General features: G+C 69.6%; 17 protein-coding genes. 5 read left to right on the forward strand and 12 right to left on the reverse strand.

The window, feature by feature from the left end:
* From RTW82_RS31285 to gspG, 8 genes are all read right to left on the reverse strand, one after another.
* A partial coding sequence (locus tag RTW82_RS31285) for a contractile injection system protein, VgrG/Pvc8 family (protein WP_410478886.1) occupies positions 1-303 on the reverse strand: 303 nt, incomplete at its 3' end.
* A gap of 275 nt (positions 304-578) precedes the next feature.
* Positions 579-1,787, reverse strand: a complete 1,209-nt coding sequence (gspF, locus tag RTW82_RS31290) for a type II secretion system inner membrane protein GspF (RefSeq protein WP_316927534.1) — start codon at positions 1,785-1,787, stop codon at positions 579-581.
* Complete coding sequence (gspE, locus tag RTW82_RS31295; protein ID WP_021217642.1) at positions 1,787-3,205, reverse strand: type II secretion system ATPase GspE; 1,419 nt, start codon at positions 3,203-3,205, stop codon at positions 1,787-1,789. The genes gspF and gspE overlap by 1 nt, the downstream gene beginning before the upstream one ends.
* The gene (gspD, locus tag RTW82_RS31300; protein WP_316927535.1) at positions 3,202-5,598 is read right to left on the reverse strand and encodes a type II secretion system secretin GspD; all 2,397 of its coding nucleotides are present in this window, start codon (positions 5,596-5,598) and stop codon (positions 3,202-3,204) included. Before gspD ends, gspE begins: the two co-directional genes overlap by 4 nt.
* A complete protein-coding gene (gspM, locus tag RTW82_RS31305; RefSeq protein WP_316927536.1) occupies positions 5,595-6,146 on the reverse strand; it encodes a type II secretion system protein GspM in 552 nt (183 codons plus the stop codon). Before gspM ends, gspD begins: the two co-directional genes overlap by 4 nt.
* On the reverse strand, positions 6,139-7,305 hold the full coding sequence (gene gspL / locus RTW82_RS31310; RefSeq protein WP_316927537.1) for a type II secretion system protein GspL: 1,167 nt from the start codon (positions 7,303-7,305) through the stop codon (positions 6,139-6,141). Before gspL ends, gspM begins: the two co-directional genes overlap by 8 nt.
* Positions 7,302-8,270 carry a type II secretion system minor pseudopilin GspK gene (gspK, locus tag RTW82_RS31315; protein ID WP_316927538.1) on the reverse strand — a complete coding sequence of 323 codons (969 nt, stop codon included), beginning with the start codon at positions 8,268-8,270 and terminating at the stop codon, positions 7,302-7,304. The genes gspL and gspK overlap by 4 nt, the downstream gene beginning before the upstream one ends.
* 8 nt (positions 8,271-8,278) lie before the next feature.
* Positions 8,279-8,728: a type II secretion system major pseudopilin GspG gene (gene gspG, locus RTW82_RS31320; RefSeq protein ID WP_021217637.1), complete on the reverse strand. Its 450-nt coding sequence runs from the start codon at positions 8,726-8,728 to the stop codon at positions 8,279-8,281.
* A gap of 264 nt (positions 8,729-8,992) precedes the next feature.
* On the opposite strand from gspG, the gene gspI reads away from it, so the two are divergent.
* The gene (gspI, locus tag RTW82_RS31325) at positions 8,993-9,388 is read left to right on the forward strand and encodes a type II secretion system minor pseudopilin GspI (protein WP_316927539.1); all 396 of its coding nucleotides are present in this window, start codon (positions 8,993-8,995) and stop codon (positions 9,386-9,388) included.
* Between the two features lie 2 nt (positions 9,389-9,390).
* Here the strand turns inward: gspI and RTW82_RS31330 are convergent, their stop codons facing one another.
* Entirely contained in the window at positions 9,391-9,819 is a 429-nt protein-coding gene (locus RTW82_RS31330) for a type II secretion system protein N (RefSeq protein WP_316927540.1), read from the reverse strand.
* A 57-nt stretch (positions 9,820-9,876) separates the two neighbouring features.
* On the opposite strand from RTW82_RS31330, the gene gspH reads away from it, so the two are divergent.
* Positions 9,877-10,347: a type II secretion system minor pseudopilin GspH gene (gene gspH / locus RTW82_RS31335; protein ID WP_316927550.1), complete on the forward strand. Its 471-nt coding sequence runs from the start codon at positions 9,877-9,879 to the stop codon at positions 10,345-10,347.
* Positions 10,347-10,964: a type II secretion system protein J gene (locus RTW82_RS31340; protein ID WP_316927541.1), complete on the forward strand. Its 618-nt coding sequence runs from the start codon at positions 10,347-10,349 to the stop codon at positions 10,962-10,964. The genes gspH and RTW82_RS31340 overlap by 1 nt, the downstream gene beginning before the upstream one ends.
* 421 nt (positions 10,965-11,385) lie before the next feature.
* On the opposite strand, the gene glgB is transcribed toward RTW82_RS31340, so the two are convergent.
* The 3 genes from glgB to RTW82_RS31355 are packed head-to-tail and all read right to left on the reverse strand — an operon-like array spanning position 11,386 to position 17,199.
* Entirely contained in the window at positions 11,386-13,581 is a 2,196-nt protein-coding gene (gene glgB, locus RTW82_RS31345; protein ID WP_316927542.1) for a 1,4-alpha-glucan branching protein GlgB, read from the reverse strand.
* A complete protein-coding gene (locus RTW82_RS31350; RefSeq protein ID WP_316927543.1) occupies positions 13,578-15,179 on the reverse strand; it encodes a putative maltokinase in 1,602 nt (533 codons plus the stop codon). The genes glgB and RTW82_RS31350 overlap by 4 nt, the downstream gene beginning before the upstream one ends.
* Before the next feature lie 10 nt (positions 15,180-15,189).
* Positions 15,190-17,199 (reverse strand): alpha-1,4-glucan--maltose-1-phosphate maltosyltransferase, encoded by a 2,010-nt coding sequence (locus tag RTW82_RS31355; protein ID WP_316927544.1) that lies wholly within the window; start codon positions 17,197-17,199, stop codon positions 15,190-15,192.
* A gap of 246 nt (positions 17,200-17,445) precedes the next feature.
* Here RTW82_RS31355 and RTW82_RS31360 point away from each other — a divergent pair, with 246 nt between their 5' ends.
* Positions 17,446-18,966, forward strand: a complete 1,521-nt coding sequence (locus RTW82_RS31360; RefSeq protein ID WP_316927545.1) for a sigma-54-dependent transcriptional regulator — start codon at positions 17,446-17,448, stop codon at positions 18,964-18,966.
* A gap of 520 nt (positions 18,967-19,486) precedes the next feature.
* Entirely contained in the window at positions 19,487-19,861 is a 375-nt protein-coding gene (gene gcvH, locus RTW82_RS31365; protein WP_316927546.1) for a glycine cleavage system protein GcvH, read from the forward strand.
* The last annotated feature ends 8 nt before the right edge of the window (positions 19,862-19,869 follow it).

Consider the following 19,869-nt stretch of genomic DNA (forward strand, 5'->3'; position numbering starts at 1 on the left):
GGAAAGCCTGCGAAACCCCGTGACCACGCCGTGCAGGGTGCGCAGCGGCTGGGTCGGCGGGATGCTCATACCCGCGAAGGGTACCGCCACGGGCGGCGGCAGGAGGCTGAAGCTGGCGCCCTGCCCCAAGAGTCGCTCGGCGGGCAGGTCAGGTTGGGTGGAGGTGAATTCCACCTGATAGGCGAAGGGCTGGCTGAGCGCTTCCTCGCCCCGGAAGGCGAGAACGTCGAGCACGGCGTCAAGGTCGCGAACCTGGATCCTGTGGCGGCTGTGATCGAACAAGGGGCGGATTTCAGCGAGCATGTCGAGGCCTCATCGATGGAATGGCCCGTATGCATCGCTGGTTCGTGACCGTAGCTCGGAGAGACCGCCAAGCCCTGCATCCGGGGCGAGACAGTAGGCTGAAAACCCTGATGAGCAGGGAATAGGGAAAAGCCCCCAAAGGCTCGGGAAGCTTCCGAAGCGGGCATCGGCGCGCGGGAACTATCTGATGTCCGGGACGAAGCTCGGCTTGTTTAGTGGGTCCCCACTCGCCTCGTCACCCTCGCGAACGCAGGGTCCACTCGACAGGTCGCTAGCTACTGCACCAACTGGTTGATCTCGATGATGGGCAGCAGCACGGCCATGACGATGGTCAGCACCACACCGCCCATGACCACGATCATCAGCGGCTCCAGCAGCGCGGTCATGCCCATGGCGCGGCGTTCGATGTCGCGGGAGAGGGTCTGCGCGGCGCGGTCGAGCATGGGCGGCAGGGAGCCGGTCTTCTCGCCGCTGGCGATGAGGTGGATGAGGATGGGCGGGAACACGCCGCTGGCCTTGAGCGCGCTGGCCAGGCTGATGCCCTCGCGCACGGCGAGGGTGGCGTCGGCCACGCAGGCGGCCAGGCGGTCGTTGGCCAGGGTTTCGCGGGCGGCGTCGAGGGCGCGCAGCAGCGGTACGCCGGCGCTGCCGAGAATCGCCAGGGTGGAGGCGAAGCGCGCGGTGTTCACACCCAGCACGAAGCGCCCCAGCAGGGGCAGGCGCAGCACCCGGGCGTGCCAGGCCAGGCGCGCGGCGGCGTCGCGCAGGTACATCCGCCAGCCCCAGAAGGCCCCGGCTATACCGGCGAAGCAGACCACGCCCCAGGCCCGCACGAAGTCGCTGGCCTGGAGCATCACCCGGGTCAGCGCGGGCAGGTCCTGGCGTGCCTGGGAGAAGGCGCTGACCACCTGGGGCACGACGAAGCCGAGGAGGAAGACGACGATGCCGATGGACACCAGCCCCACCACCGCCGGGTAAATGAAGGCGGTGAGGATCTTGCCGCGCAGGTTGTTGCGCTCCTCGATGTAGTCGGCCAGGCGCTCCATCACCTGGGCCAGGTTGCCGGACTCCTCACCGGCGGCGATCAGCGCGCGGTAGATGTCGGGGAAGTCGCGCGGGCGCGCCGCCAGGGCCTCGGCCAGGCGCATGCCGCTGCGCACATCGGTGCGCACCGCGCCCAGGGTTTCGGCGATATGGCGGCGCTCGGCCTGGTCGACGGTGGCCGACAGCGCCGACTCCAGCGGCAGCCCCGCCGCCAGCAGGCTGGCCAGCTGGCGCGTGGCCCAGGCCAGGTCGCCATCGGACAGCCGCGGCGCGAACAGGCCGCCGCCGGTGCTGCCGGCAGCGGCCTCCTCGGTCAGCTCCAGGGGTGTCAGGCCGCGGGTGCGCAGCAGGCCCATGGCGCCGCGCGGGCTGTCGGCCTCCAGGGTGCCGCTCTCGATGCGGCCGCTGGCGTCGGCGGCCTCGAAACGGTAGCGGTTCATCAGGCGTCCCTCGTGACGCGGAGGATTTCCTCGGGCGTGGTGAAGCCGCCCTGCACCCAACGCTCGCCGTCCTCGCGCATGCTGGCCATGCCGGCGGCGCGGGCGGCTTCGCGCAGGCTTTGCTCGGCCTCGCCCTGGTGGATCAGGCGGCGGATGTCGTCGTCGATCACGAAGAGTTCATGGATGCCGGTACGGCCGCTGTAGCCGGTGTTGTTGCAGGCGGCACAGCCCACCGCGCGCCACTGCCCAGGAAAGGCCGGGTCGGGCTCGCGGCACTGGTTGCACAGGCGGCGCACCAGGCGCTGGGCGAGCACGCCGAGCATGCTGGACGCCAGCAGGAAGGGCTCCACGCCCATGTCGGTGAGGCGGGTGACGGCCGAGACCGCGTCGTTGGTGTGCAGCGTGGCCAGCACCAGATGCCCGGTAAGCGAGGCCTGCACGGCGATCTGCGCCGTCTCCAGGTCGCGGATCTCACCGATCATGATGATGTCCGGGTCCTGGCGCAGGATGGCGCGCAGGGCCAGGGCGAAGCTCATGTCGATACGCGCGTTGACCTGGATCTGGCTGATGCCCGGCAGGTCGTACTCCACCGGGTCCTCGACCGTGAGGATGTTGCTGGTGGCGGCGTCCAGCCGTGCCAGGGCGGCGTAGAGGGTGGTGGTCTTGCCGCTGCCGGTGGGCCCGGTGACGAGCACGATGCCGTGGGGCTGGCGGATCAGCCGGTCGAGCTGCTCCAGCAGCGTCGGCGCCATGCCCAGGGTTTCCAGGCGCAGGCGCCCGGCCTGCTTGTCCAGCAGGCGCATCACCACCCGCTCGCCGTGGCCGGTGGGCACGGTGGAGACACGTACGTCGATGGGCCGGCCGGCCACGCGCAGGGCGATACGGCCGTCCTGGGGCAGGCGTTTTTCGGCGATGTCCAGCTGCGCCATGATCTTGATCCGCGACACCAGCGCCGCGTGCAGCGCCTTGCGCGGGGCGACCACGTCGCGCAGCGCGCCGTCCACCCGGTAGCGCACCACCGAATGGGTCTCGAAGGGCTCGATATGGATGTCGCTGGCCTCGTCCCGTGCGGCCTGGGTCAGCAGGGCGTTGATCATGCGGATCACCGGCGCGCCGTCCTCGGTGTCCAGCAGGTCGGTGACTTCGGGCATGTCCTGCAGCAGGCGGTCCAGGTCCACCTCGCTCTCGGCGGCGCCGACCACCGCAGCGGCGCTGCCGGTGTCGGCGTAGGCGCTGGCCAGCAGGGTTTCCAGCTCGGCATCGGTGACCCGCTGGATGGGCGTGGCGCCATGGCGACGGCGCACTTCGCCGATGGCCCAGCCGGGGGTGCTCGGGCTCACCAGCAGCCGTGCGCCCTCCCCCTCGCCCTGCAGCAGCAGGCGCTGGGCGCGGGCCCAGGCGTAGGGCAGCGCACTCATGGCTGCTCGCCCGGGCGCAGCGGCACGGCGCGCATGGGCCGGGGCTGCGGGGCCGGCAACGGCGCGGCCGGGTCCAGCGGCATGGCCTGCTCGGCCGGCGGCAGTTGCGGCGCCTGCATGTCGGTAAGGGGCCACTTGTGCTCCGGCTGCATGGCGCCCTGGGCACGGCGGATGAAGTCGTAGCGGTTCATCGTGATGCTGCGCCCCACGCTGTCGTCGCGGATGATGTAGGGCCGCAGGAACACCATCAGGTTGGTCTTGGTCCGCGAGCGGCGGTCGCCGCGGAACAGCGCGCCGATGCCGGGCAGGCTGCCGAGCCCGGGCACCGCCTCGCTGCTCTGGATGAAGCTGTCCTGCAGCAGGCCGCCGAGCACCATGATCTGCCCGTCGTCGAGGAGGATGCTGGTGTCGATGGCGCGCTTGTTGGTCACGGTGCCGGCGTCGTTGTCGGCGCGCTCGTCGACGCTGCTGACCTCCTGGTAGATGTCCAGCTTCACCGTGCCGCCTTCGGAGATCTGCGGGCGCACGTTGAGGCGCAGGCCCACCTCCTCGCGCTCGATGGTCTGGAAGGGGTTGTTGCTGGTACCGCCGCCGTTGGTGACGTAGTTGCCGCTGACGAAGGGGATGGTCTGGCCGACGAAGATGCTCGCCGCCTCGTTGTCCAGGGTCAGCAGGTTGGGCGTGGACAGCACGTTGGTGCCGCCCTTGCTCTTCAGCGCGCGGGCCAGGACCTTGAGGTCGAGCACGCGGCCGATGCCGGGGATGTCCACGCCGCCGGCCACCTTGCCGATGCTGAGGCCGCCCGGCAGCGCGTCGATGCTGTTCTTGGCGCCGGTGTTGATGCCCGCGCCGCCGAGGTTGGCGCCGCCGATCCAGCCGTTGCCGGCCAGGTTGCCGGCCTGCCACTGGATGCCGAACTCACTGGTGTCGTCTTCGCTGACTTCGACGATCAGGCTCTCGATCACCACCTGGGCGCGGCGCTGGTCGAGCAGGTCGATGACCTCGCGCAGGTTGCGGTACAGCGGGTCGGGCGCGGAGATCAGCAGGGTGTTGGTGGTGGTGTCGGCCTGCACGGTGACGCCATTGGCGGAGAAGGCCACCGCGCCCTCCTGGCCGCCCTGCCCCTTGGCCGCCGACAGCAAGCCGCCGCCCGACTGCCCGTAGCCGCCGGAGCTGCCGCTCTGCCCGTTGCTGCTGGTGGCGGTGCCGGAGCTGGAACCGCTGCTGCCGGTGCCACTCTGCGTGCTGCCCCCCAGGTTGCCGCCATTGAGCTGGGCACGGCTGCCGTCATCCTGCCCGGCGCTCTCGCCCTCGCCGGTGAGCAGACCGCGCAGGGCCTGGGCCAGCTTGTTGGCCTGGGCGTTGCGCAGGTAGACCACGTGCAGGTTGCTGGGGTTGCCCTGGGCACTGTCGAGCTTGGCGATCAGTTGCCGGGCCAGTTCGCTGCGCTCGGGGCTGCCGGTGCGCAGGATGATGCTGTTGGAGCGCGGGTCGCCGATCACCGCGACCTTCTGCGCAACGTCGTTGCCCGGGCTCTCCATCAGCTCGGAGACCATGGCGGCGATGTCGGTGGCGATGCCGTTCTGCACCGGCACCACATCGGTGTCGATGGAGCCGGGCACGTCGATGTTGGCGATGATCGCGGCGACCCGCTCGAGGTTCTCTGCGTAGTCGGTGACCACCACCGTGTTGTTGCCCGGGTAGGCGTTGATCGGGTTGTTCGGCGAGACGATGGGGCGCAGTACAGGGATCAGGTTCACCGCGTTCTCGTATTGCAGGCGGTAGGTGCGGGTGACCATGCCGTTGCCGCCGGGGCGGTCGGCGTCGCTCACCGGGCCGCCGAGCAGCTTGGCGTCCGCCTCGGGCACCACCTGGCTGACGCCGCCCACTTCCACCACCGAGAAGCCCTGCATGCGCAGTGCCGCCAGGAGCATGTCGTAGGCGGTATGGGCCGGCACCTCGCCCTCGGACACCAGGGTCAGCTGGCCCTTGACCCGGGGATCGGCGAGGAACTGCCGGCCCGTGGCGCGGGACAGCGCCCGCAGCACAGCGGGGATGTCCGCCTCGACGAAATTCAGCTGCACCGGCTGGTCGCCCAGCCCGGCGCTGCGGGTCTGGCGGGGCGGCGTGCCCGTGCGGCGGGCGGCCTGTTGCGCGCGCTGGGCACGTGCCACCTGCTGCTGGCGCTCAGCCTGGGCCTGGATGCGTTCGCGCTCCGCCAGTGCATCGCCCTGCCCCACCTGGGCCATGGGCCGGCCCAGTTCGCTCTCGGCGGGGATCACCGGCGGCGGCGTGCCACCGGACTGGCTGCAGGCGGCGAGCACCGCCGCGAGAGAAATCGCCACCCCATGCCGCAGCGGTCGCCGCAGCCCTTGTCCATCGAACCGCTTCATGAGGATTCCTTAGCGCCTGGCGCCTGTTCCATGCCGACGACGCCGGAAAGCCGCGCGTCCGTCTGTTCGCTCTGTGTCCCGCCGTCGCGCCGCAGCTGCACCTGGCGCAGCTCCAGCGGCAGGCCCGGGGTCACGCCCAGCAGCCAATCCATAACCCCTTGCGCCGGGGCGCCTTGCAGTTCCAGCCGCCAGTGCGGGCCTTCCGCGCGCAACTGGTAGTGCCCGGCCAGACCGTTGTCATCCAGCCCCTGGCGCAGCAGCGCTTCCAGGGATGCGCCGGGCGCCAGGGCGGCGGGCCCCTGCACCTCGGCTAGCACCGCTTCGAGGGTTTGCGCCTGGGCACGCAGGCGCGGCAGCTCGGCCTGCCAATGCTCGATGCGCGCCAGGGAGGGTTCGATCAGGGCGAACCACAGCAGCATCGGCGGCAGCACCAGGGCGGCCAGGCGCAGGATGCGCCGGTCACGCGGGCCCAGCCGCTGCCAACGCTGGCGGGCCTGGGCCGTCTGTTCGCGCCAGGTACCCCGCAGTTTCAGCAGGCGTTCATTCATCACGGCCAGCCTCGTTTTTCAGCGCATCCGCCGGCAGGCGTTTCAGGCTCCAGCCATCGGCGCCGATGCTGGCTTGCAGCCCGGCCTGGGCCAGGGCCGCCTGCCAGGCAGGGTCCGCCGGTGGCTTGCGCGCGCCAGCACGGGGCGTCAGGCGCAAGGTCTCGCCGTCGTAATCGATGGACTCGATGGCGCCCAGGGCGAAGGGCATGGCGCCAACGGCCTGCTGCACCATGGCGGCGAAGCGGCCGGGGCCATCCTGGGTGCCGCCGGCCAGGCGCGCGTCGCGCTGCTGGCGGGCCTGCTGCAAGGGGTTGAGCACCACCGGCAACTGTGGGAAGACCTGCTTCACCCGCTGCGACATCTGTTGCTTGAGCGCCAGCCCCTGGCTGGCCATCTGCGAGGCATGGAGGTTGAGGCCGAGGGTCCAGACGGCAGCAGCCAGGGCGCAACAGGCCACGGCCCGGCCCCAGCGCCGCGGCCCCTGGGCCGGGCCCGTCAGCCCCTGCAGCAGGTTGCAGGCGGGCACCGCGCCGGTCCAACGGCGGCTGGCGGCCACGGCCTCGCCGGGCAGGCCTTCGGGCACCTCGCCGGGCCAGCCCGGCGCCACGGCGCTCTCCAGCAGGCGTGGCAGGCAATCTTCGGGCAGGGGATGCACCCAGCCGCCCTGCGCACCGTCGCGCACCAGCAACTGGCCGTCGCGCAGCTGCGCGCAGGCCGTGCCCTTGTCCGCTGCCAGGAAGAACGGCGCGCCATAGAGGCCACGGGGCTCCAGCGCGCATTGCCGTAGGCCGTGCAGCAGGCGTTGCAGGCGCTCGCGTTCCAGCCAGGCGAGCTGCACCCGGCCATCGGCCTGGCGCGGGCCGTGCACCAGTTGCAGCCCCTCGCAACCGCCGAGCACCAGGCCATCTGCTGCGCAACGCACGGCATCCCCCAGGCGCGCAGCGGGCAACGGCGGCAGTTCGAGGCTGGCCAGCAGGCTGTCGTCGGGGTGCAGCACCAGTTCCACGGCCTTGCCCCGGGCCTGGCGGCCGAGTTCGGCGAGGCTGGCAATGCCTTGGTTATCCAGTTGGCCCTGGCGGTTCAGCCAGGCGTACTCCACCTCGGCCTCGGGGCGCAGCCCGTCCAGGGCTGGCAGGGCGATCCGCAGCAGCGCGCTCATGCGCCCACCCGCGACCAGACAATGCGCGGCTGGCTTTCCTCGGCACGGAACAACAGCGCCTCCACCGGGCTGCGACGCTCACCAGCACGGGCCAGGCCGCGCACCAGGAACCACTCGCTGGTGATGCCGATGCGCACCAGTTCGGTGGTCATGTCCGGCATGCGCAGACGGTTGAGCACGTCGCCACTGTTGATGAACCACTGGCCGCGGTCGCGCTCGGCGATCAGGGCACGGGCGCGCTCCAGGCCGAGGCCGGGCACCCGCGCGGCGATCACCTCGGCGCTGGCGGTGTTGCCGTTGACCCAGGTGGGCATGGGCAGCAGCGTGACGAAGGGCGCCAGGCGTTGCAGGGCATCGGCTGGCACGCCAGGCAGGTCGGCCAGGTCTTCGAGGCGACGCAGCATGGGGCGCTTGGCTTCGAAGGCGCGGTTCTGCGCTTCCGGTGAGGTCAGCCGGCCGCTGTCGAAGCCGCTGCTGTTGGCCGGTTCGCTGCGAGGCGGGTAGATGCGGTAGGCATAGGCGTCGATCACCCGGCGGGCGATGCGTGCGGCGGCCTCCTGGGGCACGCCCAGCAGCGCGCAGAGGCGCTCGAAGGTGGCCATTTCCAGGGGGTCGAGCTGCTCGTCACGTACCAGGTTGCGCAGGTTGAAGCGGCCCTGCTCGTCGAGGATCGCGCCCTCGAAGGCCGTCCCCTCACCCAGGCTGAGGTTGCGCAAGGGCTGCGCCCAGGCCTGGTCGAGCCGGGTGGCGGGTTCGCGCAGGCGCTCCTCCCACAGCCGCTGGCGGCTCCACTCCAGGGCGCCGCGCGCGACCCAGGCGCCCTGCAGGCGCTGGTTCTCGCTTTCCACGGCGCGGGTGATGCGCGTCTGACGGGCGATCATGCCGGCGGCGATCACCGCCACTACGGCAGCGATCAGCAAGGCGCTGATCACCGCCATGCCGCGTTGGCTGGCCAGGGGATGCATGGCGCGGCCTACAACTGCCAGGAGCCGATATCGGCGTTCACGCCCTCGCCCTCGGGCTGGCCGTCGGCGCCCAGGGAGAAGATGTCCACCTCGCCATTGGCGCCGGGGTTCAAGTAGTTGTACGGGCGGCCCCAGGGGTCGTTGGGCAGGCGCTCCAGGTAGGAGCGCCAGTTGCTGGACGTGGCGTTGGCCGGGCGCTCCACCAGCACCTTCAGGCCCTCGTTCTGGCTGGGGTAGCGGCCCTGGTCGAGGCGATAGAGCTTGAGCGCCTGCATCAGCCCGCCGATGTCCTGGCGCGCGGCGGTGGCGCGGGCCTGGTCGGGGCGGTCGAGCACCTTGGGCACCACCATGGCGGCGAGAATGCCGAGGATCACCACCACCACCATGATCTCGATAAGGGTGAAGCCTTGCTGGCCATTCCGGCCGCGAACCGGGGAGCTGAACCGCGCGATATCCATCTCGACACTCCTTGGGTTTGCATCGGGCCGCGTCTCCGGGAGCCGGGCCTGTCCTTTCGCCCCGGATTGTTCCAAGCGCATATGTCACTGGTATTGAAAATCCTCGGGAGAATTTCCCGCGCACTGCGCCACGATGCCCACGCCATGGGGCCTGCGACGCGGTGCCACGGAGAACGGCGGCCGCGTTCTCCGGTGTTTCCGTCAGCGTTTCGTCAGACGCGGCCGCTAGGCTGGAGCCTTCTTCCCTGCCCTGTGACCCCCGCCATGCGCAAGGCCCATGCGATGCACCGGCAAGCGTCCGGTTTCACCCTGATCGAAGTGCTGGTGGCGCTGGCCATCGTCGCCGTGGCCATGTCGGCGGCGGTGCGTGCCGCCGGGCAGATGACCCAGGCCGATGGCCTGCTGCGCGACCGCTCCATCGCCCTGCTGGCGGCCCAGGGGCGTATGGCGGAGCTGCGCCTGGAAGGGCCGCCGGGCAACGGCCGCAAGGTGCTGGAGTGTGATCAGGGGCGCTTGCGCTTGAGCTGCGAGCAGCGCATCACCCCCGTGGGCGACCTGCTGCAACTGAGCATCCGCGTGCATGACCGCGAACGCGGCGGCCCGCCCCTGGCACGCCTGGAAACCCTGGTAGCGCGCGACCGCCTGCAGGTGACGCCGTGAACTCAGCGCAGGGATGGCAGCGGCGGCGCCTCGGGCAGGCGCGCGATGGACAGGCGCTGGGTTTCGCTGCCCCAGGCGATGATCACCGCGTCCCCCTCAATGGCATCCAGGCGCACGCCTTCGCCCAGGCTTTCGCCGGTGAGGAAGGCGCGCGGCGGTGCATCGTCGATGGCGAGGATGGCCACGGCGCCGCGCTCCCCGGCGAACAGCCCGGTGAGGCGCACGTCCAGCTGGCTGGCGCGGCTGGCGAACCACTGCGCCGCATCGTGGGCAGCGGCCGGCACCGGCTGCGGGGCTTCGCTGCGCGCCTGAGCCTGCTGCGGCGTGGGGTCCCCCAGCAACAGCCCCCAGGTGACCAGGCCCGCCAGGGTCGCTGCCAGCGCGGCGCCCTGGACCCATGCGGCGGGATTGAAGCGGCTGATAAGGCGCATCCGGCGGTCCTCCAAAGATTCCTGGCCCCGACGCTAGCAGCCGATCTTCACGGTTTTATTTCACCTCCTCCCGAGGTTGCCGGGCGGACGCAACGGGGCTTCACCCTGATCGAGCTGATGGTGGTGCTGGTGATCGTCGGCATCGCCACGGCCGCCATCAGCCTGAGCATCCGCCCCGACCCGGCGCGCCTGCTGCGGGAAGACGCCAAGCGCCTGGCCCTGCTGCTGCAGACCGCCCAGGACGAAGCCCGCGCCGACGGCCGTGCCATTGCCTGGCAGGCGGACGCGCGCGGCTACCGCTTCCTGCGCCTGGGCGACGGCGGCGCCGATGAGCGGGCGTTCGCCGGCGACCCGCAACTGCGCCCGCGTACCTGGCAGGTGCACCCGCTGGATGTGCGCCTGAGCAGCGGCCGCTGGCTGCTGATCGACGCCGAGTGGATAGGCGAGCCGGCGCGCATCGAGCTGTCCGATGGGCGCAACAGCGTCCTGGTCGTGCGTGAGCCGTCCGGCCGTATCGAGGTGCAGTGATGAACGACCAACGGGGCTTCACCCTGATCGAGGTGATGGTGGCGATCCTGCTGATGGCGCTGGTGTCCCTGGTGGCCTGGCGCGGGCTGGACAGCGTGAGCCGCAGCGACGCCCACCTGCAGGCGGCGGCCGAACGCAACGACGAGCTGCTGCGCGCCCTCAACCAGCTGCAGCGCGACCTGGCCCAGCGCGCCACCACCGAGCTGCTGGAACCCCTGCGCCCGGACGCCGACGCGGATGCAAAACCGATCCGCTCCGGGCCGCCGGCCCTGGTATTGCGCGGCGGTGGCAATGGCCCGCCGCGCCTGGAGCTGGTGCGCGTCGCCCCGTCCCGCCCCGGGCGCCTGCTGCGGGTGCGCTGGTGGGTGGAAGGCGACACCCTCTACCGCGCCGCCTCCACCCCCGGCACGCGCTACCCGCTGCCGGCACCCGGCAAGGGCGTGGCGGTGATGAGCGGCGTAAGCGAATTCGACCTGCGCACCTGGCGCCCCGGCAAGGGCTGGGCAACCCTCACCGGCACCCCGGTGGAAAACCCCCGTGGCCTGGAGCTCACCCTCACCCGCCAAACACCACAAGGCACCGAGCATTACCGCCAGGTGATGGGGCCGTTCGAATGAACCCCGGGGCACACCCCGTGAGCGAATTCATTCGTGATGGACTGTCCGGCCGCTCGCAGCGTTGTGCCGGCGGCGGATCTTTCGCGGCTGAAGCCGCTCCCACAACGTGGAGCCGTCCTGGCACGGATGTAGGTTGGGTTGAGGCACGAAGCCCAACGCAGCAGACCCGAACCCCGCTCCGTTGGGCCTCGCTGCGCTCGGCGCCAACCTACGGCTCCGTGCTTATCCCGAACCACGGTGTTAACCGGCGTGTAGGGTGGATGACGCTTCACCCATCCACCATCGCGGCCCGGAACAACACCGTTGGTGGAGGTAAAGGGCGACCTCCACCCTGCGCAGTCTGTAGCCTGGGCTTTAGCCCGGGGATACCGGCGGCCGCGCTCCCGGGCTGAAGCCCGGGCTACCGGCGACCGGGTCACCTTTACTGCGGTTTGAGGATCAGCGCACCAAGCGGTGGGAGGTCGAGCACCAGGGAGTGGGGTTGGCCGTGACTGGTGTCGTCTTCGGCGTGCGCTTCGGCGAGGCTGCCGGCGTTGCTGCCGGCATAGGCGTCGGCGTCGCTGTTGAGCAGCACCTGCCAGGTGCCGGGCAGCGGTACGCCGATGCGGTAGCCGGGGCGCGGCACCGGGGTGAAGTTGTGCACCACCAATAGCGGCGCGCCGTCCTGGCCCTTGCGCAGCCAGGCGTAGACACTGTTGGCCTTGTCGTCGCCGATCAGCCATTGGAAGCCTTCGGCGACGCCGTCCAGCTGGTGCAACGCGGGCTCGGCGCGGTACAGGGCGTTGAGGTCACGCAGCAGGCTCTGCACACCCAGGTGCTCGCCGTAGCGCAGCAGGTACCAGTCCAGCTCGCTGTCGTGGCTCCATTCGCGCCACTGGCCGAACTCGCAGCCCATGAACAGCAGCTTCTTGCCCGGGTGGCTCCACATGAAGCTGAGGTAGAGGCGCAGGTTGGCGAACTTCTGCCAGCGGTCGCCGGGCATCTTGTCCAGCAGCGAGCGCTTGCCGTGCACCACCTCGTCGTGGGAGATGGGCAGGATGAAGTGTTCGGAGAAGGCGTAAAGCAGGCCGAAGGTCAGCTGGTGGTGGTGATGGCTGCGGTTGACCGGGTCTTCGCTGGCGTACTTCAGGCTGTCGTGCATCCAGCCCATGTTCCATTTGTAGGCGAAACCCAGGCCGCCCTCGCGGGTGGGCCGGCTGACCCCGGGCCAGGCGGTGGATTCCTCGGCTATCACCAGGGCGCCGGGCGCCTCGGTGGCGACCACGTCATTGAGGTGGCGGAGGAAGTCGATGGCCTCCAGGTTCTCGCGGCCGCCGTGGCGGTTGGGGATCCACTCGCCGTCCTTGCGCGAGTAGTCGCGGTAGAGCATCGAGGCCACCGCATCCACGCGCAGGCCGTCGATGTGGTAGGCGCGCAGCCAGTGCAGCGCCGAGGCCAGCATGAAGCCGTGCACCTCGGTGCGGCCGAGGTTGTAGATGTAGGTGTCCCAATCCTGGTGGAAGCCCTCGAAGGGATGCTCGTACTCGTACAGCGCCGTGCCGTCGAAGCGGCCCAGGCCGTGGGCGTCGGTGGGGAAATGCGCGGGCACCCAGTCGAGGATGACGCCGATGCCGGCGCGGTGGCAGGCGTCGATGAAGGCGGCGAAGTCGCGCGGGCTGCCATAGCGCGATGTCGGCGCGAACTGCGACAGCGGCTGGTAGCCCCAGGAGCCGCCGAAGGGGTGTTCCATGATCGGCAGCAGCTCGATATGGCTGAAGCCCAGCTCCTGCACATAGGGGATCAACTGCTCGGCCAGTTCGTGCCAGCTGAGCACGCGGCCATCGTTGCCGCCCTCCTTGCGCCAGGAACCGACATGCACCTCGTAAATCGACAGTGGCCGGTCATGGGCCTGGCCACGCTGGCGGCCGCCCATCCAGCCCTGGTCCTGCCAGTGGAAATCCAGCGGCGCGGACACCACCGAGCCGGTGGCCGGCGGCAATTCGGTGGCCAGGGCCACCGGGTCGGCCTTCAGCGGCAGCACGCCGTGCTGACCGAGCAGCTCGTACTTGTACACCTCGCCCGCCTGCAGGCGCGGTACGAACAGTTCCCAGACCCCCGCCGGGTGGCGCAGGCGCATGGGGTGGCGGCGCCCGTCCCAGCCATTGAACGCCCCGACCACTGAAACCCGCCGGGCATTGGGTGCCCAGAGGGCGAAACGCACGCCGGGCACGCCGTCGTGCTCGGTGAGCTGGGCACCGAAGACCTTGCCCAGCTCGCGGTGGTTGCCCTCGGCGAACAGGTAGAGGTCGGTCTCGCCCAGCAACGGGCCGAAGCTGTAGGGGTCTTCGGTTTCCTGGAAGCCCTCGCCCCAATGGATGCGCAGGCGGTAGCGGTGCAGGCGCTCGGGCCGGGCGATGAACAGCCCGGGAGTGGCGGATTCCACCAGGCGGCCCATGGACTGGCCACTGTCGCCGTCCAGCAGTTCGACGCCCAGGGCACCGGGCAGGTAGGCGCGGATCACCGGCCCCTGGTCATCCTGGTGCGGGCCGAGGAAGGCGAAGGGGTCGCCGTGCTCGGCCCGTACCAGCGCCTCGATCTGGGCGCGGTCGGCGCCCTGCCCCATGGCTACATCGTTCATTGCTTGCTCCCCAGGAGATGACGGCCCAACTCCACCAGCCCCAGCATCGGCACATCCAGCCAATCGGGGCGGTAGCGGGCTTCGTAAAGGATTTCGTAGGCGGCCTTCTCGATGCTGAACAGCGCCAGGGCGGCGACTTCGCCGTCACGCTCGTGCCAGGCATGGGGCAGGTTCGCGGCGGCCAGCCGGTAGGCTTCGTGGAAGGCGGTGCGCGCCTGGCTGCGGTAGGTGCTGGCGATGCGCTGGCGGGCGCTGGCGGCCTCGCTGGAGGCATCGGCGCCCTGGGCGTTGCGCAGGGCCATGGCGGCGGCGTAATCGAAGGAGCGCAGCATGCCGGCCACGTCCTTCAGCGGGCTGTGGCGGGCGCGGCGTTCTTCCAGGCTGCGGGTGGGCTCGCCCTCGAAATCGATGATGAAGGCGTCGCCCCGGGCCACCAGCACCTGCCCCAGGTGCAGGTCGCCGTGGACGCGGATGCGGATGCCGCCGGCGCTGTGCCGGGCCAGCTTGCCGACCACCTCGAGCAGCCCGGCCTGGTGGCTGCCCAGCCAATCAGCCAGCGCCCGGGCGGACTCGGAAAGGCCCTCGCGGGACTCGGCCACCCGTTCCAGCGCCTCGCGCAACTGCAGGCCGACGCTGTGGGCCCAGCCATTGGTTTCCGCGATATCGCTGCTCCGGTAGCCGAAGTCGGGGTTGTCGCTGGGGCGGGCCAGCACCTCGTGCATCTCGCCGAGGCGGCGGCCGAGCATACGGGCGAAGGCTTCCAGTTCCCCCAGTGCGCTGTGCGGGCTCTCCTGCCCGGATGCGCCGCCGGCCAGTTCGTCGCGCACGGCGCGCTCCAGGGTGTTCAGGGTCCACTGCCAGGCATCACCCTGGTTGCTGAGAAAGGCCTGCAGCACCATCAGCGTATGCGGCGTGCCGGCCTCGTCGACGCGGCGCACCTCGCCCAGCAAGGGCGGGATGTTGGCGAAGCCGTGTTCGGTGAGGTAGCCGCCCATCTCGGTTTCCGGGTGGATGCCCGGCAGCACCCGGCGCACCAGCTTGAGCACCATGCTGTCGCCGATCACCGCCGAACTGTTGGATTGCTCGGCGGACACCAGGCTGACGTCGCCGTCCAGATCGCCGATGAAGTCCACCAGGCGCGAGGTGGGCACGAACTGCAGCTCGCTGCCCTGCCAGCGCAGCACCTGGCCACGGCTCAGCTGGCGCACCACCTGGCGCACGAAGCCCGGCAGGGTGAAGGCGTCGGTGAGCAGGCCCACCTGGCGGCCCCGGTGCAGGCGCGCCAGGGCCAGGTGTTCGGGCGCGGCGCTGCCGGCCTGGTGCTCGGTGACGAAGGCCAGGGGCAGCTGGTAATGCTCGCGGCGCTCGCCGTCGCGGCTCTCCACCTCGGCCAGTACGCAGAGTTCGTCCGCCTCGCCGAAGGGCACGGCATAGAGCAGGTGCACCTCACCCGCCGCGTCGCCGGAAAACCAACGGCGCCTGGGCAGGTAGGCCGCCAGGGAATCCTCCACCAGGGAGCCGCTGGCGCCCTGGAGCAGCTCCTGCAGGTCCTGCTCGATGACCAGTGTGTGCAGCTCGGGCCGTTGTTGGTTCGCCATGGCGTTGTCCTCAGGTGGCGGCGCGGATGCGCCAGATGCCGAAGGGCTGGTGCCAGGGCTCGATGCGCATCCACTGGGTCTTGCCGTACCAGGTCCAGGTGTGGCCGTTCATCAGGTCTTCGCCCTGGGTGGCGGCGTCCTCGGGCAGGCCGAGCTCCCACAGCGGCAGCTCGAAGCTGGCCTCCTGGGCGTTGTGCGGGTCGAGGCTGATGGCGACCAGGATGAAGTTGGAGCGGTCGGCGGTGCGCTTGCCGAAATACAGGATGTTGTCGTTCCAGGCGCTGTAGACCTGCAGCCCCAGATGGGTCTGCAAGGCCGGGTTGGCGCGGCGGATGCGGTTGAGCTGGGCGATCTCGCCGACGATGTTGCCGGGGGCGCGGTAGTCGCGCTGGCGCAGCTGGTACTTCTCCGAGTCCAGGTATTCCTCCTTGCCCGGCACCGGCGCCGACTCGCAGATCTCGAAGCCGGAGTACATGCCCCACAGGCCGGAGCCCATGGTGGCCAGGGCGGCGCGGATGAGGAAGGCGGCGCGCCCCTGGCCGTGCAGCGGGAAGGGGTTGATGTCGGGCGTGTTGACGAAGAAATTCGGCCGATAGCAGTCGCACAGCGGCGGCTGGTTGAGCTCGGTGAAGTACTGGGCGAGCTCCTCCTTGGTGTTGCGCCAGGTGAAGTAGGTGTAGCTCTGGGTGAAACCGACCTTGCCCAGGCGCGCCATCACCGCCGGCCGGGTGAAGGCCTCGGCGAGGAAGATCACCTCGGGGTGGGCGGCGCGGATATCGGCGATCAGCCATTCCCAGAACGGCAGCGGCTTGGTGTGGGGGTTGTCGACGCGGAACAGGGTCACGCCCTGCTCCACCCAGCCCTTGACCACGTCGCGCAGGGCCAGCCACAGGTCGGGCTGGGCATCACGGGCGTAGAAGTCGACGTTGACGATGTCCTCGTACTTCTTCGGCGGGTTCTCGGCGTGGCGGATGCTGCCGTCGGGGCGCCAGCTGAACCAGCCGGGGTGTTGGGCCAGCCAGGGGTGGTCCGGGGAGCACTGGATGGCGAAGTCGAGGGCGATCTCCAGGCCATGCTCGCGGGCCGCCTGGACCAGGGCCTGGAAGTCTTCGCGGCTGCCCAGCTGCGGGTGGATGGCTTCGTGGCCGCCTTCGGCGCTGCCGATGGCGTAGGGGCTGCCGGGGTCGTCCGGGCCGGCCTTGAGGGAATTGTTCGGGCCCTTGCGGTGGGTGCGGCCGATGGGGTGGATGGGCGGGAAATAGAGCACGTCGAAGCCCATGGCCTGGATGTCCGGCAGCCGCGCGATGACGTCGCGGAAGGTGCCGTGGCGCTTGCCGTCGTTGGCCGCCGAGCGCGGGAACAGCTCGTACCAGCTGGCGAACTCGGCCAGCTTGCGCTCCACGTCCAACGGGTACAGCGGGCTGCGCACGCGATGGGGATGGGCCTCGACGCGGGTCACGGCGGCCACCGTCTCGGGGGCCAGCAGCAGGGCCACGCGTTCGTCGATGGATTGCGCTTCTTCCAGGCGTTCGAGCAGCGCCTGCAGCGTGTCCACCTGGGCCGCCGGCGCCTGTTCCAGGGCCTGGCGCAGCAGCAGCGCGCCTTCCTGCAGCTCCAGCTTGATGGGCACGCCGGCGCCGTGTTTCTTCGACAGTTCGTAGCAGTAGCTGCCATAGAGGTCCCACCAGGCTTCCACGGCGAACACCACGCGGCCCGTGCGCGGCGGCACGAAGCTGGCCTGCCAATGGTCGTTGCCGAGAAATTCCAGGGGCACGCGCTGCCATTCGGGGTCTTCGACCGGGCGCCAGATCAGCTGGCCGGCCAGCTTGTCGTGGCCGTCGGCGAAGATCACCGCCGTGACGGTACGGGCCTCCCCCGCGATGGCCTTGGCGGCGAAGCGGCCGCCTTCCAGCTGCGGCTCGACGGATTCGATGGCGATACGCGGGAAGGCCAGGGCCTCATCCAATTGCAGCGCACCGGAAAGACGCGCGGCGGACTCGGCTGGGGTGTTCAAGGACATCGGTCTGGCTCCTTCTGACCGGCGCATGGAGGCCGGCTGGGGCCGCGCCGGGTTGCGGAAGTGGTGTGCTAGTTCCGAACCCCCTCCGCGGGCAAAAGTTCGAACTTTCGCAAGGGGCCGCCGCTGCCGTGGCGCTCTGGCACAAGGCCAGCGCGGGGCCGGGTTCCATCACGCGGCACAAGCCATGGCCCGGCGGTGCCTGGAGCGGGCATAATCTGCGGCTTTCATCCAGCGGCTCCGCTTTCCATGCGCATTCACGTCACCTTCATCGATCGCGTCGGCATCACCCAGGAAGTCCTCGCCCTGCTCGGCGGGCGCAACCTCAACCTGGATGCGGTGGAGATGGTCCCGCCGAACGTCTACATCGATGCGCCCACCCTTAGCGCCGAGGTGCTGGATGAGCTGCGCGGCGCGCTGCACAAGGTGGAAGGCGTGCGCGAAGTGACGGTGGTGGACATCCTCCCCGGCCAGCGCCATCGCCTGCAGCTGGACGCCCTGCTGGCGGCGATGACCGACCCGGTGCTGGCGGTGGACCAGGACGGCCGCGTGCTGCTGGCCAACCCTGCGCTGCTGGCCCTGCATGGCGGCGAGCTGGAGGGCGCGACCCTGGCCCAGCTGTTCGCCGACGACAGCCTGCACAACGTGCTGCGCGAACAGGGCTTCCGCCTGCCGCTGCGCGAGGTGACCCTCAAGGGCCAGGCGCTGATGCTCGATGCCGTGCCCATCACCGAGGGCGAGCACCTGGCCGGCGCCCTGCTCACCCTTTACCTGCCCAACCGCATCGGCGAGCGCCTCTCGGCCCTGCACCATGACCATGCCGAAGGCTTCGATGCGCTGCTGGGTGACTCCCAGCCCATTCGCACCCTCAAGGCCCGCGCCCTGCGCGTGGCGGCCCTGGATGCGCCGCTGATGATCAATGGCGAGACCGGCACCGGCAAGGAACTGGTGGCACGGGCCTGCCATGCAGTCAGCGCGCGGCATAACCAGCCGTTCCTGGCACTGAACTGCGCGGCATTGCCGGAGAACCTCGCCGAAAGCGAGCTGTTCGGCTACGCACCCGGCGCCTTCACCGGCGCCCAGCGCGGCGGCAAGCCGGGCCTGCTGGAGCTGGCCAACCAGGGCACGGTGTTCCTCGACGAGATCGGCGAGATGTCGCCCTACCTGCAGGCCAAGCTGCTGCGCTTTCTCAGCGATGGCTGCTTCCGCCGGGTGGGCGGCGACCGCGAGGTGAAGGTGGACGTGCGCATCCTCAGCGCCACCCACCGCGACCTGGAGAAGATGGTGGCCGAGGGCAGCTTCCGCGAGGACCTGTTCTATCGCCTCAACGTGCTCAACCTGGAAGTGCCGCCGCTGCGCGAACGGGGGCAGGACATCCTCCTGCTGGCGCGCTTCTTCATGCAGCAGGCCTGCACCCAGATCCAGCGCCCGCCTTGCCGCCTGGCCCCGGGCACCTACCCCGCGCTGCTGGGCAACCGCTGGCCGGGCAACGTGCGCCAGTTGCAGAACGTGATCTTCCGCGCCGCCGCCATCTGCGAAAGCAGCCTGGTGGAAATCGGTGACCTGGACATCGCCGGCACCGCCGTGGCGCGGCAGAACGACGGCGAGGTGAACAGCCTGGAAGAAGCCGTGGAGAACTTCGAGCGCGCACTGCTGGAAAAACTCTTCACCAGCTACCCCTCCACCCGCCAGCTGGCCGCCCGCCTGCAGACCTCCCACACCGCCATCGCCCACCGTTTGCGCAAGTACGGGATACCCGGCAAGAGTTGATATAGCACTTCAACAGCTACTTATATCCATCTGTTTTTATTGATTATTTTATTAAAAACAACCACGTAGGATGGGTAGAGCAACGCGAAACCCATCGAGAATGTGCTGGAACACAGCATGGGTTTCGCTTCGCTCTACCCATCCTACGGCGCATAACCTCATCTAATTTCTATAAAAACAACCCAATATATTGATTTATAAATAATTAATTTATCACCCAACCTGATTCGTATCGATTTCGCTACAGCGTAACGACTCCGTAACAACCCGCCACGCACCCCGCCGTTTCTGCCCCTCCCTGCGCACCCCTTGGAAAACCCCTATTTTCTGTAGCGTTTTCGCTACAGCCTTCTTCGCAAAAGACGTCTCGAATAGCGCCCAACCCCTTGTTTTCACTGGGTGAAAGCATCCTGGCACCGCCCTTGCTATGAAGCCGACCAGACAGCACGGGGCGACGCCCCGTGCGGGGGTCCATAGAGCGCCTGGCAAAGAACCGGGCCACAGCACCGAGGAGTTCCGAATGAGCGAGTTGCGTTTTACCGCCGAACACGAATGGCTGCGCCTGGAGGCCGATGGCCAGGTGACCGTGGGCATCACCGAGTACGCCCAGGAGGCGCTGGGTGACGTGGTCTTCGTGCAGCTGCCGGAGCTCCAGGCCTATGCGCAGGGCGCGGAAGTCGCGGTGCTGGAGTCGGTCAAGGCCGCCAGCAACATCGTCATGCCGCTGGACGGCGACGTGCTCGAAATCAACGAAACCCTCAACGACAGCCCCGAACTGGTCAACGAAGACCCGCTCGGTAAGGGCTGGTTCTTCCGCATGCGCCTGGCCGACAACGCCGTGCTGGCCGACCTGATGGACCGCGCCGCGTACGACGCCCTGATCAAGAACGCCTGAGGAACCTG

The sequence above is a fragment of the Pseudomonas sp. zfem005 genome (genome assembly GCF_032621735.1).
Taxonomy (GTDB): domain Bacteria; phylum Pseudomonadota; class Gammaproteobacteria; order Pseudomonadales; family Pseudomonadaceae; genus Metapseudomonas; species Metapseudomonas solani.